The organism is Roseivirga thermotolerans, from assembly GCF_014653175.1.
Taxonomy (GTDB): Bacteria; Bacteroidota; Bacteroidia; order Cytophagales; family Cyclobacteriaceae; genus Roseivirga; species Roseivirga thermotolerans.
The window spans coordinates 215,893-231,178 of the sequence record NZ_BNAG01000004.1 but is presented as its reverse complement, the minus strand read 5'-3'; the positions used below and the strand labels follow the sequence as shown (position 1 = coordinate 231,178).

Sequence of the window (15,286 nt, the reverse complement as noted above, 5' to 3'; positions counted from 1 at the left end):
CCCATTCGCACAGAAAAACATTTAAATTGAATTATAAAACACCAACCACATGACTTTTCAGAAAATAACTATTGCAGCTACGGTAAAAGCCGGCCTTTCCACAGCCTGGGATTGCTATACCAACCCGCATTACATTACTCAATGGAACTTTGCCGATGATACCTGGCATTGCCCAACGGCTCAAAACGACCTCAAAGTAGGAGGAAAACTCCGTTCGAGAATGGAGGCCAAAGACGGTAGTTTCGGCTTCGATTTTGAAGCGACTTACGAAACGGTGGAGAAAGAAAAGAAGCTCGTTTATCGGTTAGACGATGGCCGCGAGGTTTGTACCACGTTCGAAACTAAGCCGGAGGGAGTTGAAGTAACCACGACTTTCGATGCGGAAACCCAAAACTCCCTAGAAATGCAGAAAGACGGCTGGCAGGCTATTCTCAACAACTATAAAAAGTGTGCTGAAGGAGCTAAGGCATCTTAAGCCATAGCATCTCGTGTTCATTTTTGATTTTTTAATACTTAAATCACCAAGTACTTTTTAAAATGGCTCGCTTTGGTCTCACGCATTTGTGTTCGCAGCTTAAACACCGTTCCATAGGCCTTGTGTTCTACAAACTTAGCATGCAACCGAATTTCGCCATTTATTTCTAACCATTAAATCATAAAACCACATGGCAAGTGTAAGCACCTACCTAAACTTTGAGCGCGAAACAGAAGCGGCTTTTAATTTTTATAAATCTGTTTTTGGAGGAGAATTTTCCGGAGAAGGCATTATGCGAATGGGCGATATTCCTTCCGACCCGGAGATGCCCCAACTCACTGAGGCCGACAAGCAACTCGTAATGCACGTTGAACTGCGAATTATGGATTGTCATAGTCTGATGGGGACGGATGCCCCCAAAAGTATGGGCTTTGATCTTCAACAAGGCAATAATGTATACATCAACTTACAACCGGATACCAGAAAAGAAACCCAGCGGTTATTCAAAGAGCTTTCTGCCAATGGAAAGGTTACCATGGAACTCCAAGATATGTTCTGGGGCGATTATTTTGGTAGTTGCATCGATAAGTTTGGGGTACAGTGGATGTTCAATTGTGCCGAAAAGGCCTAAAGATTGCCCCGATGAAACACCTGCCCGGAAACCAATGGGCTGAGGTGGGTGTTTCTTCCTCTTGCCTAAATTTTATACCAAGGGAACCAAAAAGTGCATCATTGCATTTTTCATGAGTAGTTACAGGGTCGTACTTTATTTTTTAAGGCTTATGTTCATCACCATAGAGGTTTTTAAAACAAATGTTTCCTCTCAAGCTCAGGCAGCACTAATCAAAACGTCAATTCTCCATCATTTCCCCCACCTCGATGTAAACTTCGACCTGGAAGACCGTGACAATATATTGCGAGTGGAAGGAGAGGTAGATCCTGGAGATATTATGCTATTGGTAAGGCAGTCGGGTGTGGAAATTAACCTATTACTCGACTAACAGCCATAATAGTGGATTGGCTGTCGATCTAACTAAGGCATTATTTGTTGTTCACCCCAACAGGCATTGGGTAACAACATAACCACGGTCAGGCCATTTGTCCGTTCTACATAGCCTTATGCATTTCCGAAGGCGCGGAGAAAAGCCTCATTATTCTGAATTTTAGCATGATCGAGCGGACTCAGTCCCCTGTTGTCTTTTTGATTTACATCAGCCTTGACAGCTTTCAGCAGTTCAATCATTTCAGGCTTTCCGTAAGTAGCCGCATAGGTCATCACCGTTGCGCCATTATAATTGCTTACGTGAAGAGAAGCTCCATTTTTAATTAGATAATCGGCAATTTCTACATACCCTTTAAACACGGCTCCCATCAAAGGAGTATTTCCTGAGCCATCTACCGCATCGATATCCGCTCCGGTTTCCACGAGCAGCTTCACCAGCTCCAAATGATTAAAGTAGGCCGCCATGATGAGAGGAGTAAACCCACGTTCGTCAGCTTGATTAGTCAAATGCGGATGTTCCTCAAGTAGTTTTTGCACTACAGGCAAATCACCGGAACGTAGTCCCTGCTGTAGTTTAGTAGTCAATTCGTTATTCGCCATTTATCCAGGTTTAAGCTATTTATTGCGCTGCTTTCAGGCCAAAATTCATGTTTCAACTCTACGAAACTGTTCAATATCAAGCGTTCGATCAAATTGAAAATCTTTACAAAGTATTTACAAAATCAATATTCTATATAAACTCAAGCAATATTCAATCTTTACTCCACTCCTCTTTTCTGGGATAAGGATACTCCGCTATCTTTTCTAGGGTATAGTAAGAATTGAGCCCAGAGACACCTGCTAATTGCAACTCTTCAAGATTCAAGTGTCCATCACCTACCTCTTGTTCGCAACACAAATACTCGATTTCTCCAATGAGTAGGCGCGTATCATTGTGCTTTATTGGTAGTTCATCTACCAATTGCAAGCCCATTTTTAAAGGACTCTCTCGCACAAATGGAGCTTTAAATTCACTAAGGTATTCAGGTGTAAACCCACAATGCTCAAATTCAGACTCGTTGTCTTCGAATTTGGCGGCTGTATAATGTGCTGCTTTGGTCATGGAGTTCGGTACGCTGTTAATGGTAAAGACTCCGGTTTCCTTAATATTTTCATAAGTATGCCTTCTCACCTCACCCAAAGGTCGGGTAACCATGCCTAACAGTGGCGGGTTGCTCCCAAGGTGTATCACCGAACTAAAAATGGCCAGATTAGTGACCCCACGAGTGTTCACGGTACCAATAAGATTGGCGGGCTTAATGCCTGTTAAGGAATTGACGAGGTTTAAACGGCAAATTCTGTCGAGCGACAGCAACTGATCCTTGCTGAGTTTCATAAAGTTTTTCTAACAAACCCCAGCCAGCACAAAAGTGTTTAACCTCCCAAATACAAACGATGGGTTTTGGCAATAGCCCCAGCCTGAGCTTTAGGCACACCAGTTTCATTGGCCCATTCAGGCCAGCGATGCACAGCATCCAAAACCTGATTGATGAGCAGGTCGGCTTTTTTAATGGACTGCTGGCGACCAAAAACAAGCAAGTCCTCCCGGTTAAAATGATCGCGTTTACCCCCTAACGACATTTGGTGCTGGCTGGTCCAGGCACCTTGCGGATTGTATGCCCAGGTTACATCATAGGCCGGAGCCAATCGCCACTCTCCTCCTTTGGGCAAAAGAAATGCAATGTTCTTTGTATGATCGTCTTGATTTCTGGCCACCAGATTAAATACCATACGCAAAAACATCTGCTCCATAGCGGCATAAGGCAGTTGCAAATCGCGCATATCGGCCATTACATCTTCATATCCATAAGCTCCGGGCATCATAAAGTCATAGTGCGATAAGGCGCATAGGGTTTGCATATGAATCTTTTCGCCCTCAGGGCTCCGATCGAACCGTTGAGTCATAAAGTGGGCACGACCATTCTCTTCCAACAGTCGGCAAGTCATCATTTCTATGCCTGCTGCCTTGGCCATCAGGTAATAGGCCATCTCTATTCTACCGTATCCGGCCGGATCGCCCAAATTTCCGGCCTTTACACCATCGAATTTCAGGAGATAATAGTTAAACCCTTTGGGCAGCCTAAATTGCCCCGACTTTAAGGCCCCTGTTTTGGCATTATAGCCCACAATGGCTTTTGGGCGCTGCCCTCCGGCCGAAGTCCCCACCCTTATCAAGTCGGTCATAGCCTCCTGCTCATCTTCTGTTAAACTAAGGTTTATGGCCTGTCGCTCTTCCAACACCTTATTCGTAAGCCCTAACAATTCTTCTACCTCAATATCTTTCGTTTGTTTGCCAAAAGGAGTAGAAGCCGGTTTAAACTCCAAAGCCCCCATGCCCCTAATACCCACGTAGCTTAATTTTTCCAATGGTGTAATACTAGCCGGTGTTCTACCCTGAGTAGCCAGCCAAGATCGAATAATTTGGTTCCCGAAAGCATCGGGCAACGAATCAGACAACAAGCCCGGCAATCCGCTGTAGGTATCGCGGTTGAGAGATGGAAATGAATAGATGGTTTCACCGCGTTTCAGATCGTCTAAAGGCATGGTAAGAGGGGCTAAATCAATACCTTTTTCGATAAATTCCGGGACAAACTGAAATGTAGCCACTTGGCGGGCTTCATTCCATATAACAGCGCCAACCAGCTCATCCCAAACAAAAACTTGCACAACCGCCATTACTTTCTTGGTTTTCGTACACGCTGAAGAGGCTTCGCTTCATTCTCCATAACCATAAGCGGACTCTCCTCTACCTCGGGCAGAAACGCATCTAAGTGATCTAAATCTTTTAAGGCCCTAAGCACCTGTATGAGTACTGCAAGCGTTACCGACTTGCCATACTCCAAATTTTGAATAGTATTTACATTGACCCCTGCCCTTTCGGCCAATTCTTTCTGGGTGTAGCGCTTGTGAATTCTGCGCTGCTTTATCCGTTGACCAAGCTCCTCTACAATAGCCTGGTCTGTCATCCTCTTCCAGTTTTTATAACCCATATAAATAGGTATTAAGTGAGCAAAATAGTTTTAAAACCCAAATAAATAGGTGTGAACAAATTTATAAAATTTTGTTTAAAAACCCATTATAATCAATATTAAACTCATAATACAACTTTAAAACCTATAAATATAGGTTTTAAAAAGTATGACTATGTTTCAAAATAAGGTTAGAATGCTACTTTACCGCAAAACGCACCGCAGTCTTGAGCGATTTAGGATCAGTTTCAGATGGGTCATTCAGATACTCTTCAAAAGGATGGATTCCCTTTCTATTTTTAAAAGCCTTACTTCGCTGCAAATTAGCCATCAGCGACCACGCATTACCCAAGTGTTCATAAGGCCCCGTATGAATAGCACTATACACCGTAGTAGCCGGTATACCACCACTCACAAATCCTCCAGATAAACTTTCCGGAAGCCTGTTCACCGGCACAGCCACAGTATACTGAGCAGTACCCTTTACAAACTTCCACTTATGATAAATAGAGATAGGGTTGCCCGCTATTAAATCCTTCTTATCACCCATATATTCCCATAACTTATCGAAGTCTTTGGTCATGGCATCGGCCAAATCTACAATCTTACAGTCCGTGGTAATTCCCACATACGTACACCCCGGATAGCTACCATTCTTCTCTATCTCCAACGCAGAATGCACCTTTCCATCTTCCACATAATCTTTCAACAGCTTTAAACCACGCTCATAATCCATGCCTACAAAAGCCTCCATCATCTTAGCCATGAAAAACATAAAGAAGGGCATGGAACTTTCCATGGTCCAGGTAACATGTGTAGCCTCTCCATTACCTTTCAATTTAAACCCCACCTTAGCCTTCGATTTCCACGGTTTAAGAAAAAGGAGATCCAACTGCAATTCCTCATTTTCTTTTTCTGAGGTAATGGTCATTTGCCCTGAACCTGTTCTTTCTCCCTCCCACTCATAATGTTTAGCATCTTCTCTTACCGTTACCTTGGTTTCCGGTTCTAAAATGAGCCATGGCGACCAGGTAGTCCAATGGTTCAAGTCGTTTAGTTTGGAAAACACTTTTTCTGCGGGGGCATCGATCGTAATGGATCGACTAATATTCATTTTCGGCATGACAAAAAATTTGGATAGGAAGTTATCAATTTTAGGCCAAATTACCTCATACCATTCCAGCCCTAATTTCTTCCGGCCAAGCCACCATAGGCTATAACTCTATTTCACTTTCATTTTGAAAAAAGATTCTCAAAAACAAAAGACACAACACACCCCAGGCAACCTTACCTAACTAATTATCAACAAGTTACCCAAATGGCATATCAGTTGACTTCATGATACAAAAAAATCCAAAATCATGAAACACAAACTAAAACTATTCGGAATCACTTTACTCTCTGCCCTCATGCTTTATGGCTGCAAAGCCAGCAACACCCTAAAAGGTAGTGCCATTGGCGGTACTGCCGGTGGCGTATTGGGTGGAGTAATTGCCGGTAAAGACAATACAGCTACGGGAGTCATTATAGGAGCCGCTATTGGCGGTACTGCCGGAGCACTCATTGGAAAACGCATGGACAAGCAAGCCGAAGAGCTTAGAAACGACCTGGAAGGCGCAAAAGTAGAGCGCGTGGGCGAAGGTATTAAAATCACTTTCGATTCAGGCCTTATGTTTGCCACCAACCAATCGACCCTAACGGTTGACACCAAGCAAAACCTGCAAGACCTGGCCACAGTGCTTAAAAAATACGAAGACACAAACGTATTGATTGAAGGACACACCGACAGCACCGGAGAAGCGGCCTACAATCAACGACTATCAGAACAAAGGGCGTCTTCTGTGCAAGACTACCTGATTAGCCTTGGACTAGACTACAAAAGACTAAGTATAGCCGGTTATGGAGAGTCTCAACCAATAGCCGATAACAATACGGTTGCCGGAAGACGAGCCAACCGAAGAGTAGAAGTAGCCATTTACGCCAACGACAAAATGAAGCGAATGGCAAAAAGAGGAGAGCTGAATTAATCAGCCTCCTTTTTCCTTTTCTTTACCTAGCCCACCGTTACAATATCTCCATTTACGCTTACCGACAACTTTGTGAGCGGAGAAGAAGCCGGTCCGTTTACTACCTGGCCGTTCGTATCGAACTGAGAGCCATGACAGTTGCATTGAAAAACGTTGTTCGGGAAGGTCCAATCACGAGTGCAACCCGTGTGTGTACATCTCGACCCAAAGGCGCTAAGTTGGCCACCCACATTGACCAACAGAATATTTTCTGAAGGATGTAAAAGCCAACCTCCCTCCGACTGAAGAGCATTAAACGGGTTTTCCGTTATGTTAAAGGTAACAGCTGAGCTGGCAGGTGGATTGCCGGTGCCCGGAGTGGTGTCTTCCTGATCGCTGGAGCAACTCTCCAACGACAAGCCAAAGAAAGCCAAAGCCGTAGCAGCAGAAGCATTTTTTAAGAATTCTTTACGGTCCATAGTTTAGTAGTTTATTCTAGTAAGGCATACGAGCAATACCCCGTGCTTGGTTTGTCACCATTCAGACACAACTAAAGAATTGACCGAATTGATTGAGAAATACAAAAAATTAGACTGCTACACGACTAAACACAGCCTATTCAGTCACCTTATAAAAATAGCTCGTACTTTTAGAGGTAATTAAACAACTGCCTTTGGAACCTGCCGGCTTTAACCCCAACATGCTTCAAGAAATTGTACGAATTAGAATGCCCTTTGGCAAATACAAGGGTACTTTGCTTTGCGACCTGCCCATAAGCTATCTGGAGTGGTTTGGTAGAAAGGGTTTTCCTCAAGGCAAACTGGGCATGCAGTTGCAAACGGTCTATGAAATTAAACTCAACGGACTGGATGACCTTTTAGTCCGGCTCAAAAAAATTAGTTGAGAGCTTCCTGAACCTTCTTAACCATCTCTCCAATTTTACCCGGCTCCAGCCAACGGGTAACAATAACCATATTGTTAGCCTTGTCTACCACAATAAAGTTACCACCAAAGCCTGCCGCATAGTATATACTTTCGTCTTCAACACCTTGCCATTTTCTCGGACCACGGTTCAACCACCACATGTAGCCATAGCTTTCCATTGGTTCTGAAGGTTGCTGTACGGCATTCACCCATTCTTCAGAAAGAATCTGCTGACCATTCCACCTTCCGTTATTGAGAAAGAGCAAGCCAAAACGAGCATGATCGAGCGTATTTATAAACAGCCCTCCTCCGGAATGCCCTCCTCCGGTTACCGACTTCATTTGCAGACCATCTATGGTCACCCAAGCGTCTTTATAGCCAAGCCAGCGCCAGGTAGTTGAGGCACCTATGGGATCCATTACCTTCTCCTTTAGTACTTGCGGAACAGGCTTTCGCCACACCTGCAAAAGTGAATAAGCCAGTACATTTACACGTACATCGTTATACTCCATGACCGTACCCGGTTCTACAGGCTTAGTAAACCTCCAATCATCTATGCCGCCCCTTCTCGGAGGCCTGTCACCCCAATCTTTTATACCAAACAATTCACCCGACCAGGCCGATGACTGATTGAGCAGTTGGTGCCAGGTAATTTTGCCATTATGCTCACCTTCAAATGTTCCATCCCAAACATAGTCTTTTACCTCATGCTGCACGCTGCCAATGAGTCCTTCATCTAAAGCCAAACCCGCCACTGTAGAGAGATAACTTTTGGTAACACTGAAAGTCATATCTACCCGATTTACATCGCCCCATTGCGCCACTATGTAACCATTTTTGATAATCAGGCCTGCCGGACCACCTCTTTTCTTAGTAGGCCCCAGAATTTCATGAAAAGGCTCATTTCTAAAACCTTCTAAAATAGCCACTCTTAAATCTTTTGAGCCGGAATACTCATTGGCTTCGGCAAACTGAACAGCTTCGCTGAGTTTAGCAGAATTCAGACCAAGCTCATGGGGAGCCTTACTCTGCCAGGTACCACGTGGAGGAAAGTATTGAGCTGAGAGTGAAATGGAGCTTGTAAATAAAATTGTGAGTAGTAATTGCCTGATTGACATAGAGGTATTTTTGATGTAGATTTATTAAATATTCACACCAAACACAATAACAATTTTATCTATGGCTCTTCCTTCTCCATGGTTATCTCCGTTTGCTTCAATGCTCTACATATTGCTGGCCTACATACTCGTTATGGGATTTTATCAGCACTATAGAATGGAAAAGATAAGAGTTTATCTTTTCAGAAAATCACTCATTCCTGTAGGGTTAATTGCAGTATGCCTTGCTTTATGGGGAGTTGTCAGTCAGATAAACCAAACGTTTGAAGCCATTCAGGCAGCAAACGACATTAGCCCCTCACTGGTAGCCGGAGGCATTACCCAAGCATACCCTCACCTGTCGCTTGGTTTACTATGTCTTATTTTGAGCCTTACGTTTTATTACTTCAACTCTAAAAAAAGAAAGGAGGCCATGACACCTCCTCTCACCTAATCGAAAACATGAAAGACAGTGCAATCATGTAATCAGTTAACACAAAGGTAACATTGATTTTATTTCGGTAAAACAGAGTTTACTTTTTTATATATAAAAAATTAGGGCAGCCCACTTGCGCAGACCACCCCGACTCAACCAACTATCAGCAACACTACCGTGTTAATTCTTTCAAATCCACACCTTCAATACTCAAAAGATGCTTTATACTGGGAGATACGAAGTAACCGGCCTTAACGGATTTAACCGTTTCATTTTTTTATTTCCCACATGAAGCATGAAAACTCGTTTTCTTGATAACTTCAACCATTAACCTCCACAAAAAGCATGGTATGTATTGAAACACACCTACAATCATTTGATTGGTCTACCGGATATTACCACTTCCCAATCGACAAAGCCACCACGACCATTCTCAGTAGTACAGAACACAGGCGAGTGGTATGCACCATCAACCAAAGCGTGACTATTCATGCAGCTCTAATGCCTTTGGGTGAAGGCAGCTACATTATGATTAACAAGAAAGTAAGGCAACAATTGAAGCTCAAAGAGGGCGATCGTGTGGAACTACAGCTGAAAAAAGATGAGTCGGAATACGGAATGCCTATGCCCGAAACACTACGTCTGATACTCGATCAAGACGAGTTGGGTAGCAGGTATTTTCATTCACTCACAGCCGGAAAACAAAGAAACCTGATCTACATAGTAAGCAAGGTAAAAAGCATCGACAGACAAATAAACAAGGCCTTAGCCATTATGGAGCATTTAAAAGACGTTCATGGTCAATTAGACTTCAAGCTGCTGAATGAGAAAATCAAACAGTTCAATCAAAACATTTAATGAATTAAATTCTGCATTACAATAGAATCACAGTAACTTAATTCTATGATAGAACAAATACACCATTAATAATTTTGATAATAGATAAAATATCCATACATTCTACCTATTGTTTTAACAGACTTTTCACAAGCAAAACTAAGGGACTATATGAATTTCCAAGGATCTAAAGCACCGGAGCCGACTAAGACGGTAAACGAGTACAAGCCGGTGACCGACTATATGACAAGAGAGGTTATAACCTTTCATCCACTACAGAGCATAGCAGATGCTATGGATATCTTTTTGGAACACCGCATTTCCGGTGCTCCGGTGGTAGATGATGATGGTAAAATTATAGGTATACTTTCTGAAATCGACTGTATGAAAATCATGGTCGATGAAGCCTACCACAATCTACCTCATGGTAAAATAACGGTAATGCAATACATGAGTAATAACGTGTCGACTGTGCCGATAACTGCCGATGTACTCGATGTGGCTTCCAAGTTTTTACACACACACTTCAGGCGTTTTCCCGTAGTAGACCACAATGGCAAATTGGTGGGACAGGTAAGCCGAAGGGATATACTACAAGCCACCAGAGATTTAAAGACATCTACCTGGTAATTTTCCACCTACGGCATTCAAAGCTCAAGTGTATCAATACCCAAAAGCCTCCCTTTCCAAAACACTTTTCTGAGCTTTGAATTGCCTTTTACGATAAAACATCTCTCCATTCATTTTTGCGTTTAAATGTAGCCCTGGCAAAAGGACACAAGGGTAGAATTTTTATGCCCGCCCCTCGCGCATAATCAACCGCTGCCTCTACCAGCCTTAAGCCAACCCCTTTTCCTCGCAAGACATCATTCACCTCGGTATGATCTATAATAATTTTATCTGCCCCGGCTTTTGAATAAGTCATCTCAGCCAGGCGTTTGCCATCTTCTTCAATAAAGAAACTACCTTTGGTTTCCTCATCGTTCTGTTTAATTTTCAGCTCCATATTCTCAAAAACCCTTGCATGCGGAATAAGTTTCATTTAGCTATTTTAAGTCTTCTGCTGACTTACTGCTTCGCTCCCTCTAACCTTTTAGCCCAACAATTAATCTGGGAGGCTTTTGTGGACACGCACAAAATAGGCGAATTAGTGGCCCATCGGGAAGTGAACGATGAGAACGTAAAGGTGCGAATAGAAGCTACCTTTAACACTCAGGTTCCAGCCGACTTACACATTGGTCGGCTGATTGAAACCACTTACGTCAATCAAATATTAGTTGAATCTTCTGCTTCTTCAAACGACTATCTCTCCGGTAATGAAAGCGCTGTACAGGTTGTAAAAAAAGACGAATATTATTTAGTGAATACTCTAAAAGAATCCTTCAAACTAAAGCATAACGAGTTGCTGGGTACCGACCTTTTATATTTTGAAGAGCCCGAACGAATTCGAGAAATTCTATCGCTATTCTCCGGTAAACTTCTTATGATTTCTTCAATTGGCAATCATGCCTATGTTCTCGATGAAGACGGAGAACAAACCACCTATCTCTATCAAAAAGGTGAGCTAAGCGAGATAACCATAGTCACAAAAGCCTGCACTATTCAACTTCGCCTGAAACCCTAAACAAGAGCAGTCCTTACCGGTTTTAAGAATATGAGACCACTATACTTCATCATAGTTATGACCACACTAGCCATGGTTATTTATGTTGGACTCATCCAGTTTTCGGGTTATCTACCAATTTTGTTTAGCACTTTTTTAGTTTGTCAGGTCTTATTGGCACACATGGCCTACCGTATTCTGGTCGACAAACAGGGCGCCCGAAAGTCGTCTAACTGTTGGTACGAAGACAAAGACATGCCTTTGTAAGCCACCATAGTTACAGACTTTATTACCACCGGTAATTTTTTTACACTTTTAAAGCTCGGAAAGGCCACTTCCTCTTATTGGTTCTGTTTTTTTAAAAAAAACGAGCAATTACTAATTCGCTCAGAATCAAACCAAAGGCCTTAAACCGATAAAAAAATGAAAAGTTTTTTGAATGCGCTGTTTGCAAATCAAATCTAAGCTACTACTTTTGCAACACCTTAAACGAAAGGGACAATTCAGGAGCGGTAGTTCAGCTGGTTAGAATGCCTGCCTGTCACGCAGGAGGTCGCGGGTTCGAGTCCCGTCCGTTCCGCAAAAGCCTTAGAGAAATCTGAGGCTTTTTTTATTATCGGACTCTCGGTAAATCAACTTCATTAGTACCTCCCTGCTCTTTTGGGAAATTAGATATCTTCGCGGCATGCTCTCCCAACTGAGTCTATTTGATATTGTTACCATAACTACAGCCGCCTTTGTACTAGGCCTGTCTAAATCAGGTATTAAGGGCATTAGCATAATCATTGTGGCTTTAATGGCGCTAGTTTTTGAAGCAAGAGCCTCTACTGGCATATTGCTTCCTATGCTCATAGTGGGCGATGTATTTGCCGTAATCTACTACAACCGCCATGCACAATGGAAATACCTTTTCAGGCTTATGCCCTTTATGATGGCCGGAGTAATAGTAGGCACTATTGCTGGCGATCACATGTCGGCTCATGCTTTTAGAAAAAGCATGGCACTGGTTATTTTCATTTCTGTGATTATCATGTTCTGGTGGGATCAGCGCAAGTCAAAGAAGGTACCTCAGCACCTCTCCTTTGCCGGGGTTATGGGACTTACAGCAGGTTTCACTACCATGGTAGGAAACCTGGCCGGCTCTTTTGCCAACATCTTTTTTCTGGCCATGCGCCTACCGAAAGATGCTTTTATAGGCACTACCGCCTGGCTGTTTCTAATCATTAACCTTTTCAAAGTGCCCTTTCATGTTTGGAGTTGGGGCACCATCAATTGGCCCACCCTTCAGGTAAGCTTGACCTTTACTCCGGCCATCTTCCTCGGTCTTTTCATTGGGGTTCGTCTACTCAAACGAGTCAATGAGCAATTTTTCAGAAAGTTTATCTTATTCATGACAGCCGTGGGTGCCGTGTTCATCTACTTTAGTTAATTTTAGCCCAAATTTTCACCGGCTATCGGCAACAACCATGCTCAATAGATGGTTCGATAGCAAACTTTGAAGTAATGGAGCAGACTGATTGGATAGAACGAGAACTTCAACCGTATAGAACCCAACTCAACAATCACCCTTTATATCAACGATTAAGCAACCTGAACGACATACAGGTTTTTATGGAAAACCATGTATATGCCGTTTGGGATTTTATGTCGCTTTTAAAAGCCTTACAAAACGAACTTACCTGCACTACTCTACCCTGGGTACCAAAATACAATCCTGCATTGAGCAGGTTTATCAATGAAATAGTGCTGGAAGAAGAGAGCGATGTAAACGAAGACGGAGAGTACATGAGTCATTTTGAAATGTACCTTCAGGCCATGGATCAGATTGGCGCCAATACACTGCCAATATCTCAGTTTGTTGAATGCGTCCGTGCCGGCCAAAACCTATCTGAAATCCAGGAAAAACTAAACCTGAACGATGCAGTAGTACGCTTTATGCGTTTCACTTTCGATGTGATTGAAAGCGGAAAACCTCACCTTATCGCTTCAGCTTTCACTTTTGGACGAGAAGACTTAATTCCGGATATGTTTCTGGAAATTGTAAAATCGGCCGAAGCAAAAGACGGCCACAAGGCTTATAGCAAGCTTACCTACTATCTGAAAAGACACATTGAGCTCGATGGCGGAGATCATGGACCATTGGCTATGCGCATGATCACAGAGCTTTGCGACAACGATGAACAGAAATGGCAGGAAGTGCTGGCCATAGCTAAAAAGGCCCTGAATGCGCGCATTGGTTTATGGGATTCCATTAGCGAAGCCATAGGACTTAAAGAGGCCGAGCCGGTTCTGTAGTAGCATAATATACGCCAACCTCAGAAATGGTTGGTACATTGCGAGCATCAGTAATTCTAAGTTGAATGGCGGTGGTTGTTATGTCGTCTAACCGAAGAATGCGTTTATAGCCAATAGTGGTCTCGCTAGCTACCTGTACCCATTCGTTATTCGATTTGATCCATACTTCGAATGATTTAACTCGCTGCCCTAAAGGAATATACTCCTGAATTAGCAGTCGGTTAAAGGTAACGGGCTCGGAAAACGAGAGATTCAAAGTAGAGGCTACAGAATCGTTTGGTGTGGACCAGTAAGTATCGAAGTCTCCATCGATTACTTTTTCTGCCGAAAACTCAGTACCTCTTTCTGAACCGGCAGTGGCCACGGCTTTTTTGGCCAGGTTGGTACGAAACGTTTCATCGAGCGTTTTTCGCAGATTCATTAAAGCCGCCACATCATTTTCATGGACCAACCCCCTTCTATCTACCGGTAAATTGAGAAGTAGATTGGCGTTTCTACCTACCGAGCGATAGTAAATATCCAACAATTGAGAGAGAGACTTTACTTTATCGTCTTCCGCTTTATGATAGTACCATCCAGGCCTGATGGACACATCACATTCTGCCGGAACCCAATATTTACCGTCTTCGTGACCATATGGCGACTCCTGATAGGGGCCTACTCCCGGTGCAAATTGTTCCTTTCTAAAGGTAGACCAGTTGGTTTTGCCGGCAAAGCCATTTTCGTTGCCTACCCATCGCGTGCCTGGCCCACCATCGCTAAAAATAATAGCTTCCGGTTGCAAGGCCTTTACCAGCGCAAAAGTACTATCCCATCCGTAGTAGGTATTCCTGTCTACGTTGCGGGTTTCATTAGCTCCACCATAATAACCATCGCCCCCGTTGGCACCATCTACCCAAAACTCAAATATGTCTCCATAGTTGGTCAGCAGCTCCTTTACCTGATTGCGGTAGTACTCCACGTACTCCGGTTGGCCATAGGCCGCATGGTTTCTATCCCAAGGCGATAGATATATACCTAACTTGAGTCCAAACTCCCTGCAGGCATCGGCCAATTCGGCTACCACATCGCCCGTACCATTCTTCCAGGGGCTATTCTTTACCGAATGCTCGGTATAGGCCGAAGGCCAAAGACAAAACCCATCGTGGTGCTTAGCGGTGAGGATAATACCCTTCATCCCTGCTTCTTTTACCACCCTTGCCCACTGCCTTGTATCTAGCGCTGTAGGGTTAAAACTGGACGCAGGCTCATCACCAAGCCCCCACTCCATATCAGTAAACGTGTTCATATTAAAGTGAATAAACGCATAGTATTCCAGCTTTTGCCAGGCCAATTGCTCAGCCGAAGGCAAAGGCCCCACCGGGTCTGGTGGCGCCACATTCTGCGTGCATGCCAGGGTAGTAAACAGGGCGAATACGCCAACAATTATCTTTTTCATAAGAACAGGTATTTCTAAAATCTTCTGTGGGTTTAAAGCAATGGACACTTACAAGTAACTGAAATTAGCATGGCCAGGCAACTCAAAATAAAGGCAGAGCATAGTAGCCAGATAAATTTGCCCCGGTATTACAAAAAAAGAGGCCGCCTCAAAGGTCAGAACCA

General features: G+C 43.4%; 21 protein-coding genes and 1 tRNA gene. 13 read left to right on the top strand and 9 right to left on the bottom strand.

The features are described 5' to 3' along the window. The first annotated feature begins 49 nt into the window (after nucleotides 1-49). The 3 genes from IE164_RS14730 (at nucleotide 50) to IE164_RS14720 (ending at nucleotide 1,476) form a co-directional block, all read left to right on the top strand. Nucleotides 50-475: an SRPBCC domain-containing protein gene (locus tag IE164_RS14730; RefSeq protein ID WP_189631017.1), complete on the top strand. Its 426-nt coding sequence runs from the start codon at nucleotides 50-52 to the stop codon at nucleotides 473-475. Between the two features lie 190 nt (nucleotides 476-665). Beyond that, nucleotides 666-1,106 (top strand): VOC family protein, encoded by a 441-nt coding sequence (locus tag IE164_RS14725; RefSeq protein WP_189631016.1) that lies wholly within the window; start codon nucleotides 666-668, stop codon nucleotides 1,104-1,106. Between the two features lie 151 nt (nucleotides 1,107-1,257). Continuing rightward, nucleotides 1,258-1,476, top strand: a complete 219-nt coding sequence (locus IE164_RS14720; protein WP_189631015.1) for a hypothetical protein — start codon at nucleotides 1,258-1,260, stop codon at nucleotides 1,474-1,476. Nucleotides 1,477-1,592: 116 nt separating this feature from the next. On the opposite strand, the gene IE164_RS14715 is transcribed toward IE164_RS14720, so the two are convergent. From IE164_RS14715 to IE164_RS14695, 5 genes are all read right to left on the bottom strand, one after another. Then, a complete protein-coding gene (locus tag IE164_RS14715; RefSeq protein WP_189631014.1) occupies nucleotides 1,593-2,078 on the bottom strand; it encodes an ankyrin repeat domain-containing protein in 486 nt (161 codons plus the stop codon). A gap of 151 nt (nucleotides 2,079-2,229) precedes the next feature. Further along, the gene (locus tag IE164_RS14710; protein WP_189631013.1) at nucleotides 2,230-2,853 is read right to left on the bottom strand and encodes a flavin reductase family protein; all 624 of its coding nucleotides are present in this window, start codon (nucleotides 2,851-2,853) and stop codon (nucleotides 2,230-2,232) included. 38 nt (nucleotides 2,854-2,891) lie between these two features. Then, complete coding sequence (locus IE164_RS14705; protein ID WP_189631012.1) at nucleotides 2,892-4,193, bottom strand: type II toxin-antitoxin system HipA family toxin; 1,302 nt, start codon at nucleotides 4,191-4,193, stop codon at nucleotides 2,892-2,894. After that, the gene (locus IE164_RS14700; RefSeq protein WP_189631011.1) at nucleotides 4,193-4,507 is read right to left on the bottom strand and encodes a helix-turn-helix domain-containing protein; all 315 of its coding nucleotides are present in this window, start codon (nucleotides 4,505-4,507) and stop codon (nucleotides 4,193-4,195) included. The genes IE164_RS14705 and IE164_RS14700 overlap by 1 nt, the downstream gene beginning before the upstream one ends. A 178-nt stretch (nucleotides 4,508-4,685) precedes the next feature. Next, on the bottom strand, nucleotides 4,686-5,609 hold the full coding sequence (locus IE164_RS14695; protein WP_189631010.1) for an SRPBCC family protein: 924 nt from the start codon (nucleotides 5,607-5,609) through the stop codon (nucleotides 4,686-4,688). A 238-nt stretch (nucleotides 5,610-5,847) separates the two neighbouring features. Here IE164_RS14695 and IE164_RS14690 point away from each other — a divergent pair, with 238 nt between their 5' ends. After that, the gene (locus tag IE164_RS14690) at nucleotides 5,848-6,513 is read left to right on the top strand and encodes a YiaD family glycine zipper/OmpA-like lipoprotein (RefSeq protein WP_189631009.1); all 666 of its coding nucleotides are present in this window, start codon (nucleotides 5,848-5,850) and stop codon (nucleotides 6,511-6,513) included. Nucleotides 6,514-6,539: 26 nt separating this feature from the next. Here IE164_RS14690 and IE164_RS14685 read toward each other — a convergent pair whose 3' ends face one another. Then, a complete protein-coding gene (locus IE164_RS14685) occupies nucleotides 6,540-6,971 on the bottom strand; it encodes a QcrA and Rieske domain-containing protein (protein WP_189631008.1) in 432 nt (143 codons plus the stop codon). A 221-nt stretch (nucleotides 6,972-7,192) separates the two neighbouring features. Between IE164_RS14685 and IE164_RS14680 the strand changes: the two genes are divergently transcribed. Continuing rightward, the gene (locus IE164_RS14680) at nucleotides 7,193-7,396 is read left to right on the top strand and encodes a DUF3820 family protein (protein ID WP_189631007.1); all 204 of its coding nucleotides are present in this window, start codon (nucleotides 7,193-7,195) and stop codon (nucleotides 7,394-7,396) included. Here the strand turns inward: IE164_RS14680 and IE164_RS14675 are convergent. Next, on the bottom strand, nucleotides 7,389-8,534 hold the full coding sequence (locus IE164_RS14675; protein WP_189631006.1) for a serine hydrolase domain-containing protein: 1,146 nt from the start codon (nucleotides 8,532-8,534) through the stop codon (nucleotides 7,389-7,391). The two genes, IE164_RS14680 and IE164_RS14675, sit on opposite strands and share 8 nt — an antisense overlap. 61 nt (nucleotides 8,535-8,595) lie before the next feature. Here IE164_RS14675 and IE164_RS14670 point away from each other — a divergent pair, with 61 nt between their 5' ends. The 3 genes from IE164_RS14670 to IE164_RS14660 all read left to right on the top strand — a co-directional run bounded on the left by IE164_RS14670 (nucleotide 8,596) and on the right by IE164_RS14660 (nucleotide 10,416). Further along, nucleotides 8,596-8,967 carry a hypothetical protein gene (locus IE164_RS14670; RefSeq protein ID WP_189631005.1) on the top strand — a complete coding sequence of 124 codons (372 nt, stop codon included), beginning with the start codon at nucleotides 8,596-8,598 and terminating at the stop codon, nucleotides 8,965-8,967. A 327-nt stretch (nucleotides 8,968-9,294) separates the two neighbouring features. After that, nucleotides 9,295-9,807 (top strand): DUF1905 domain-containing protein, encoded by a 513-nt coding sequence (locus IE164_RS14665; protein ID WP_189631004.1) that lies wholly within the window; start codon nucleotides 9,295-9,297, stop codon nucleotides 9,805-9,807. Between the two features lie 150 nt (nucleotides 9,808-9,957). After that, the gene (locus tag IE164_RS14660) at nucleotides 9,958-10,416 is read left to right on the top strand and encodes a CBS domain-containing protein (protein WP_189631003.1); all 459 of its coding nucleotides are present in this window, start codon (nucleotides 9,958-9,960) and stop codon (nucleotides 10,414-10,416) included. Between the two features lie 88 nt (nucleotides 10,417-10,504). On the opposite strand, the gene IE164_RS14655 is transcribed toward IE164_RS14660, so the two are convergent. Then, nucleotides 10,505-10,828 carry a GNAT family N-acetyltransferase gene (locus IE164_RS14655; RefSeq protein ID WP_229838706.1) on the bottom strand — a complete coding sequence of 108 codons (324 nt, stop codon included), beginning with the start codon at nucleotides 10,826-10,828 and terminating at the stop codon, nucleotides 10,505-10,507. Between IE164_RS14655 and IE164_RS14650 the strand changes: the two genes are divergently transcribed. From IE164_RS14650 to IE164_RS14630, 5 genes are all read left to right on the top strand, one after another. After that, nucleotides 10,811-11,410 (top strand): DUF6134 family protein, encoded by a 600-nt coding sequence (locus IE164_RS14650; RefSeq protein ID WP_189631002.1) that lies wholly within the window; start codon nucleotides 10,811-10,813, stop codon nucleotides 11,408-11,410. The two genes, IE164_RS14655 and IE164_RS14650, sit on opposite strands and share 18 nt — an antisense overlap. Before the next feature lie 30 nt (nucleotides 11,411-11,440). After that, on the top strand, nucleotides 11,441-11,656 hold the full coding sequence (locus IE164_RS14645; protein ID WP_189631001.1) for a hypothetical protein: 216 nt from the start codon (nucleotides 11,441-11,443) through the stop codon (nucleotides 11,654-11,656). Nucleotides 11,657-11,895: 239 nt separating this feature from the next. Then, nucleotides 11,896-11,969 (top strand) — tRNA-Asp (locus tag IE164_RS14640). A 105-nt stretch (nucleotides 11,970-12,074) separates the two neighbouring features. Beyond that, nucleotides 12,075-12,818, top strand: a complete 744-nt coding sequence (locus IE164_RS14635; RefSeq protein WP_189631000.1) for a sulfite exporter TauE/SafE family protein — start codon at nucleotides 12,075-12,077, stop codon at nucleotides 12,816-12,818. A gap of 74 nt (nucleotides 12,819-12,892) precedes the next feature. Continuing rightward, nucleotides 12,893-13,684, top strand: coding sequence for a DUF3050 domain-containing protein (locus tag IE164_RS14630; RefSeq protein WP_189630999.1), 792 nt, complete (start codon nucleotides 12,893-12,895; stop codon nucleotides 13,682-13,684). Here IE164_RS14630 and IE164_RS14625 read toward each other — a convergent pair. Continuing rightward, on the bottom strand, nucleotides 13,659-15,122 hold the full coding sequence (locus IE164_RS14625) for an alpha-L-fucosidase (protein ID WP_189630998.1): 1,464 nt from the start codon (nucleotides 15,120-15,122) through the stop codon (nucleotides 13,659-13,661). The genes IE164_RS14630 and IE164_RS14625 overlap by 26 nt on opposite strands. Between the last annotated feature and the right edge of the window lie 164 nt (nucleotides 15,123-15,286).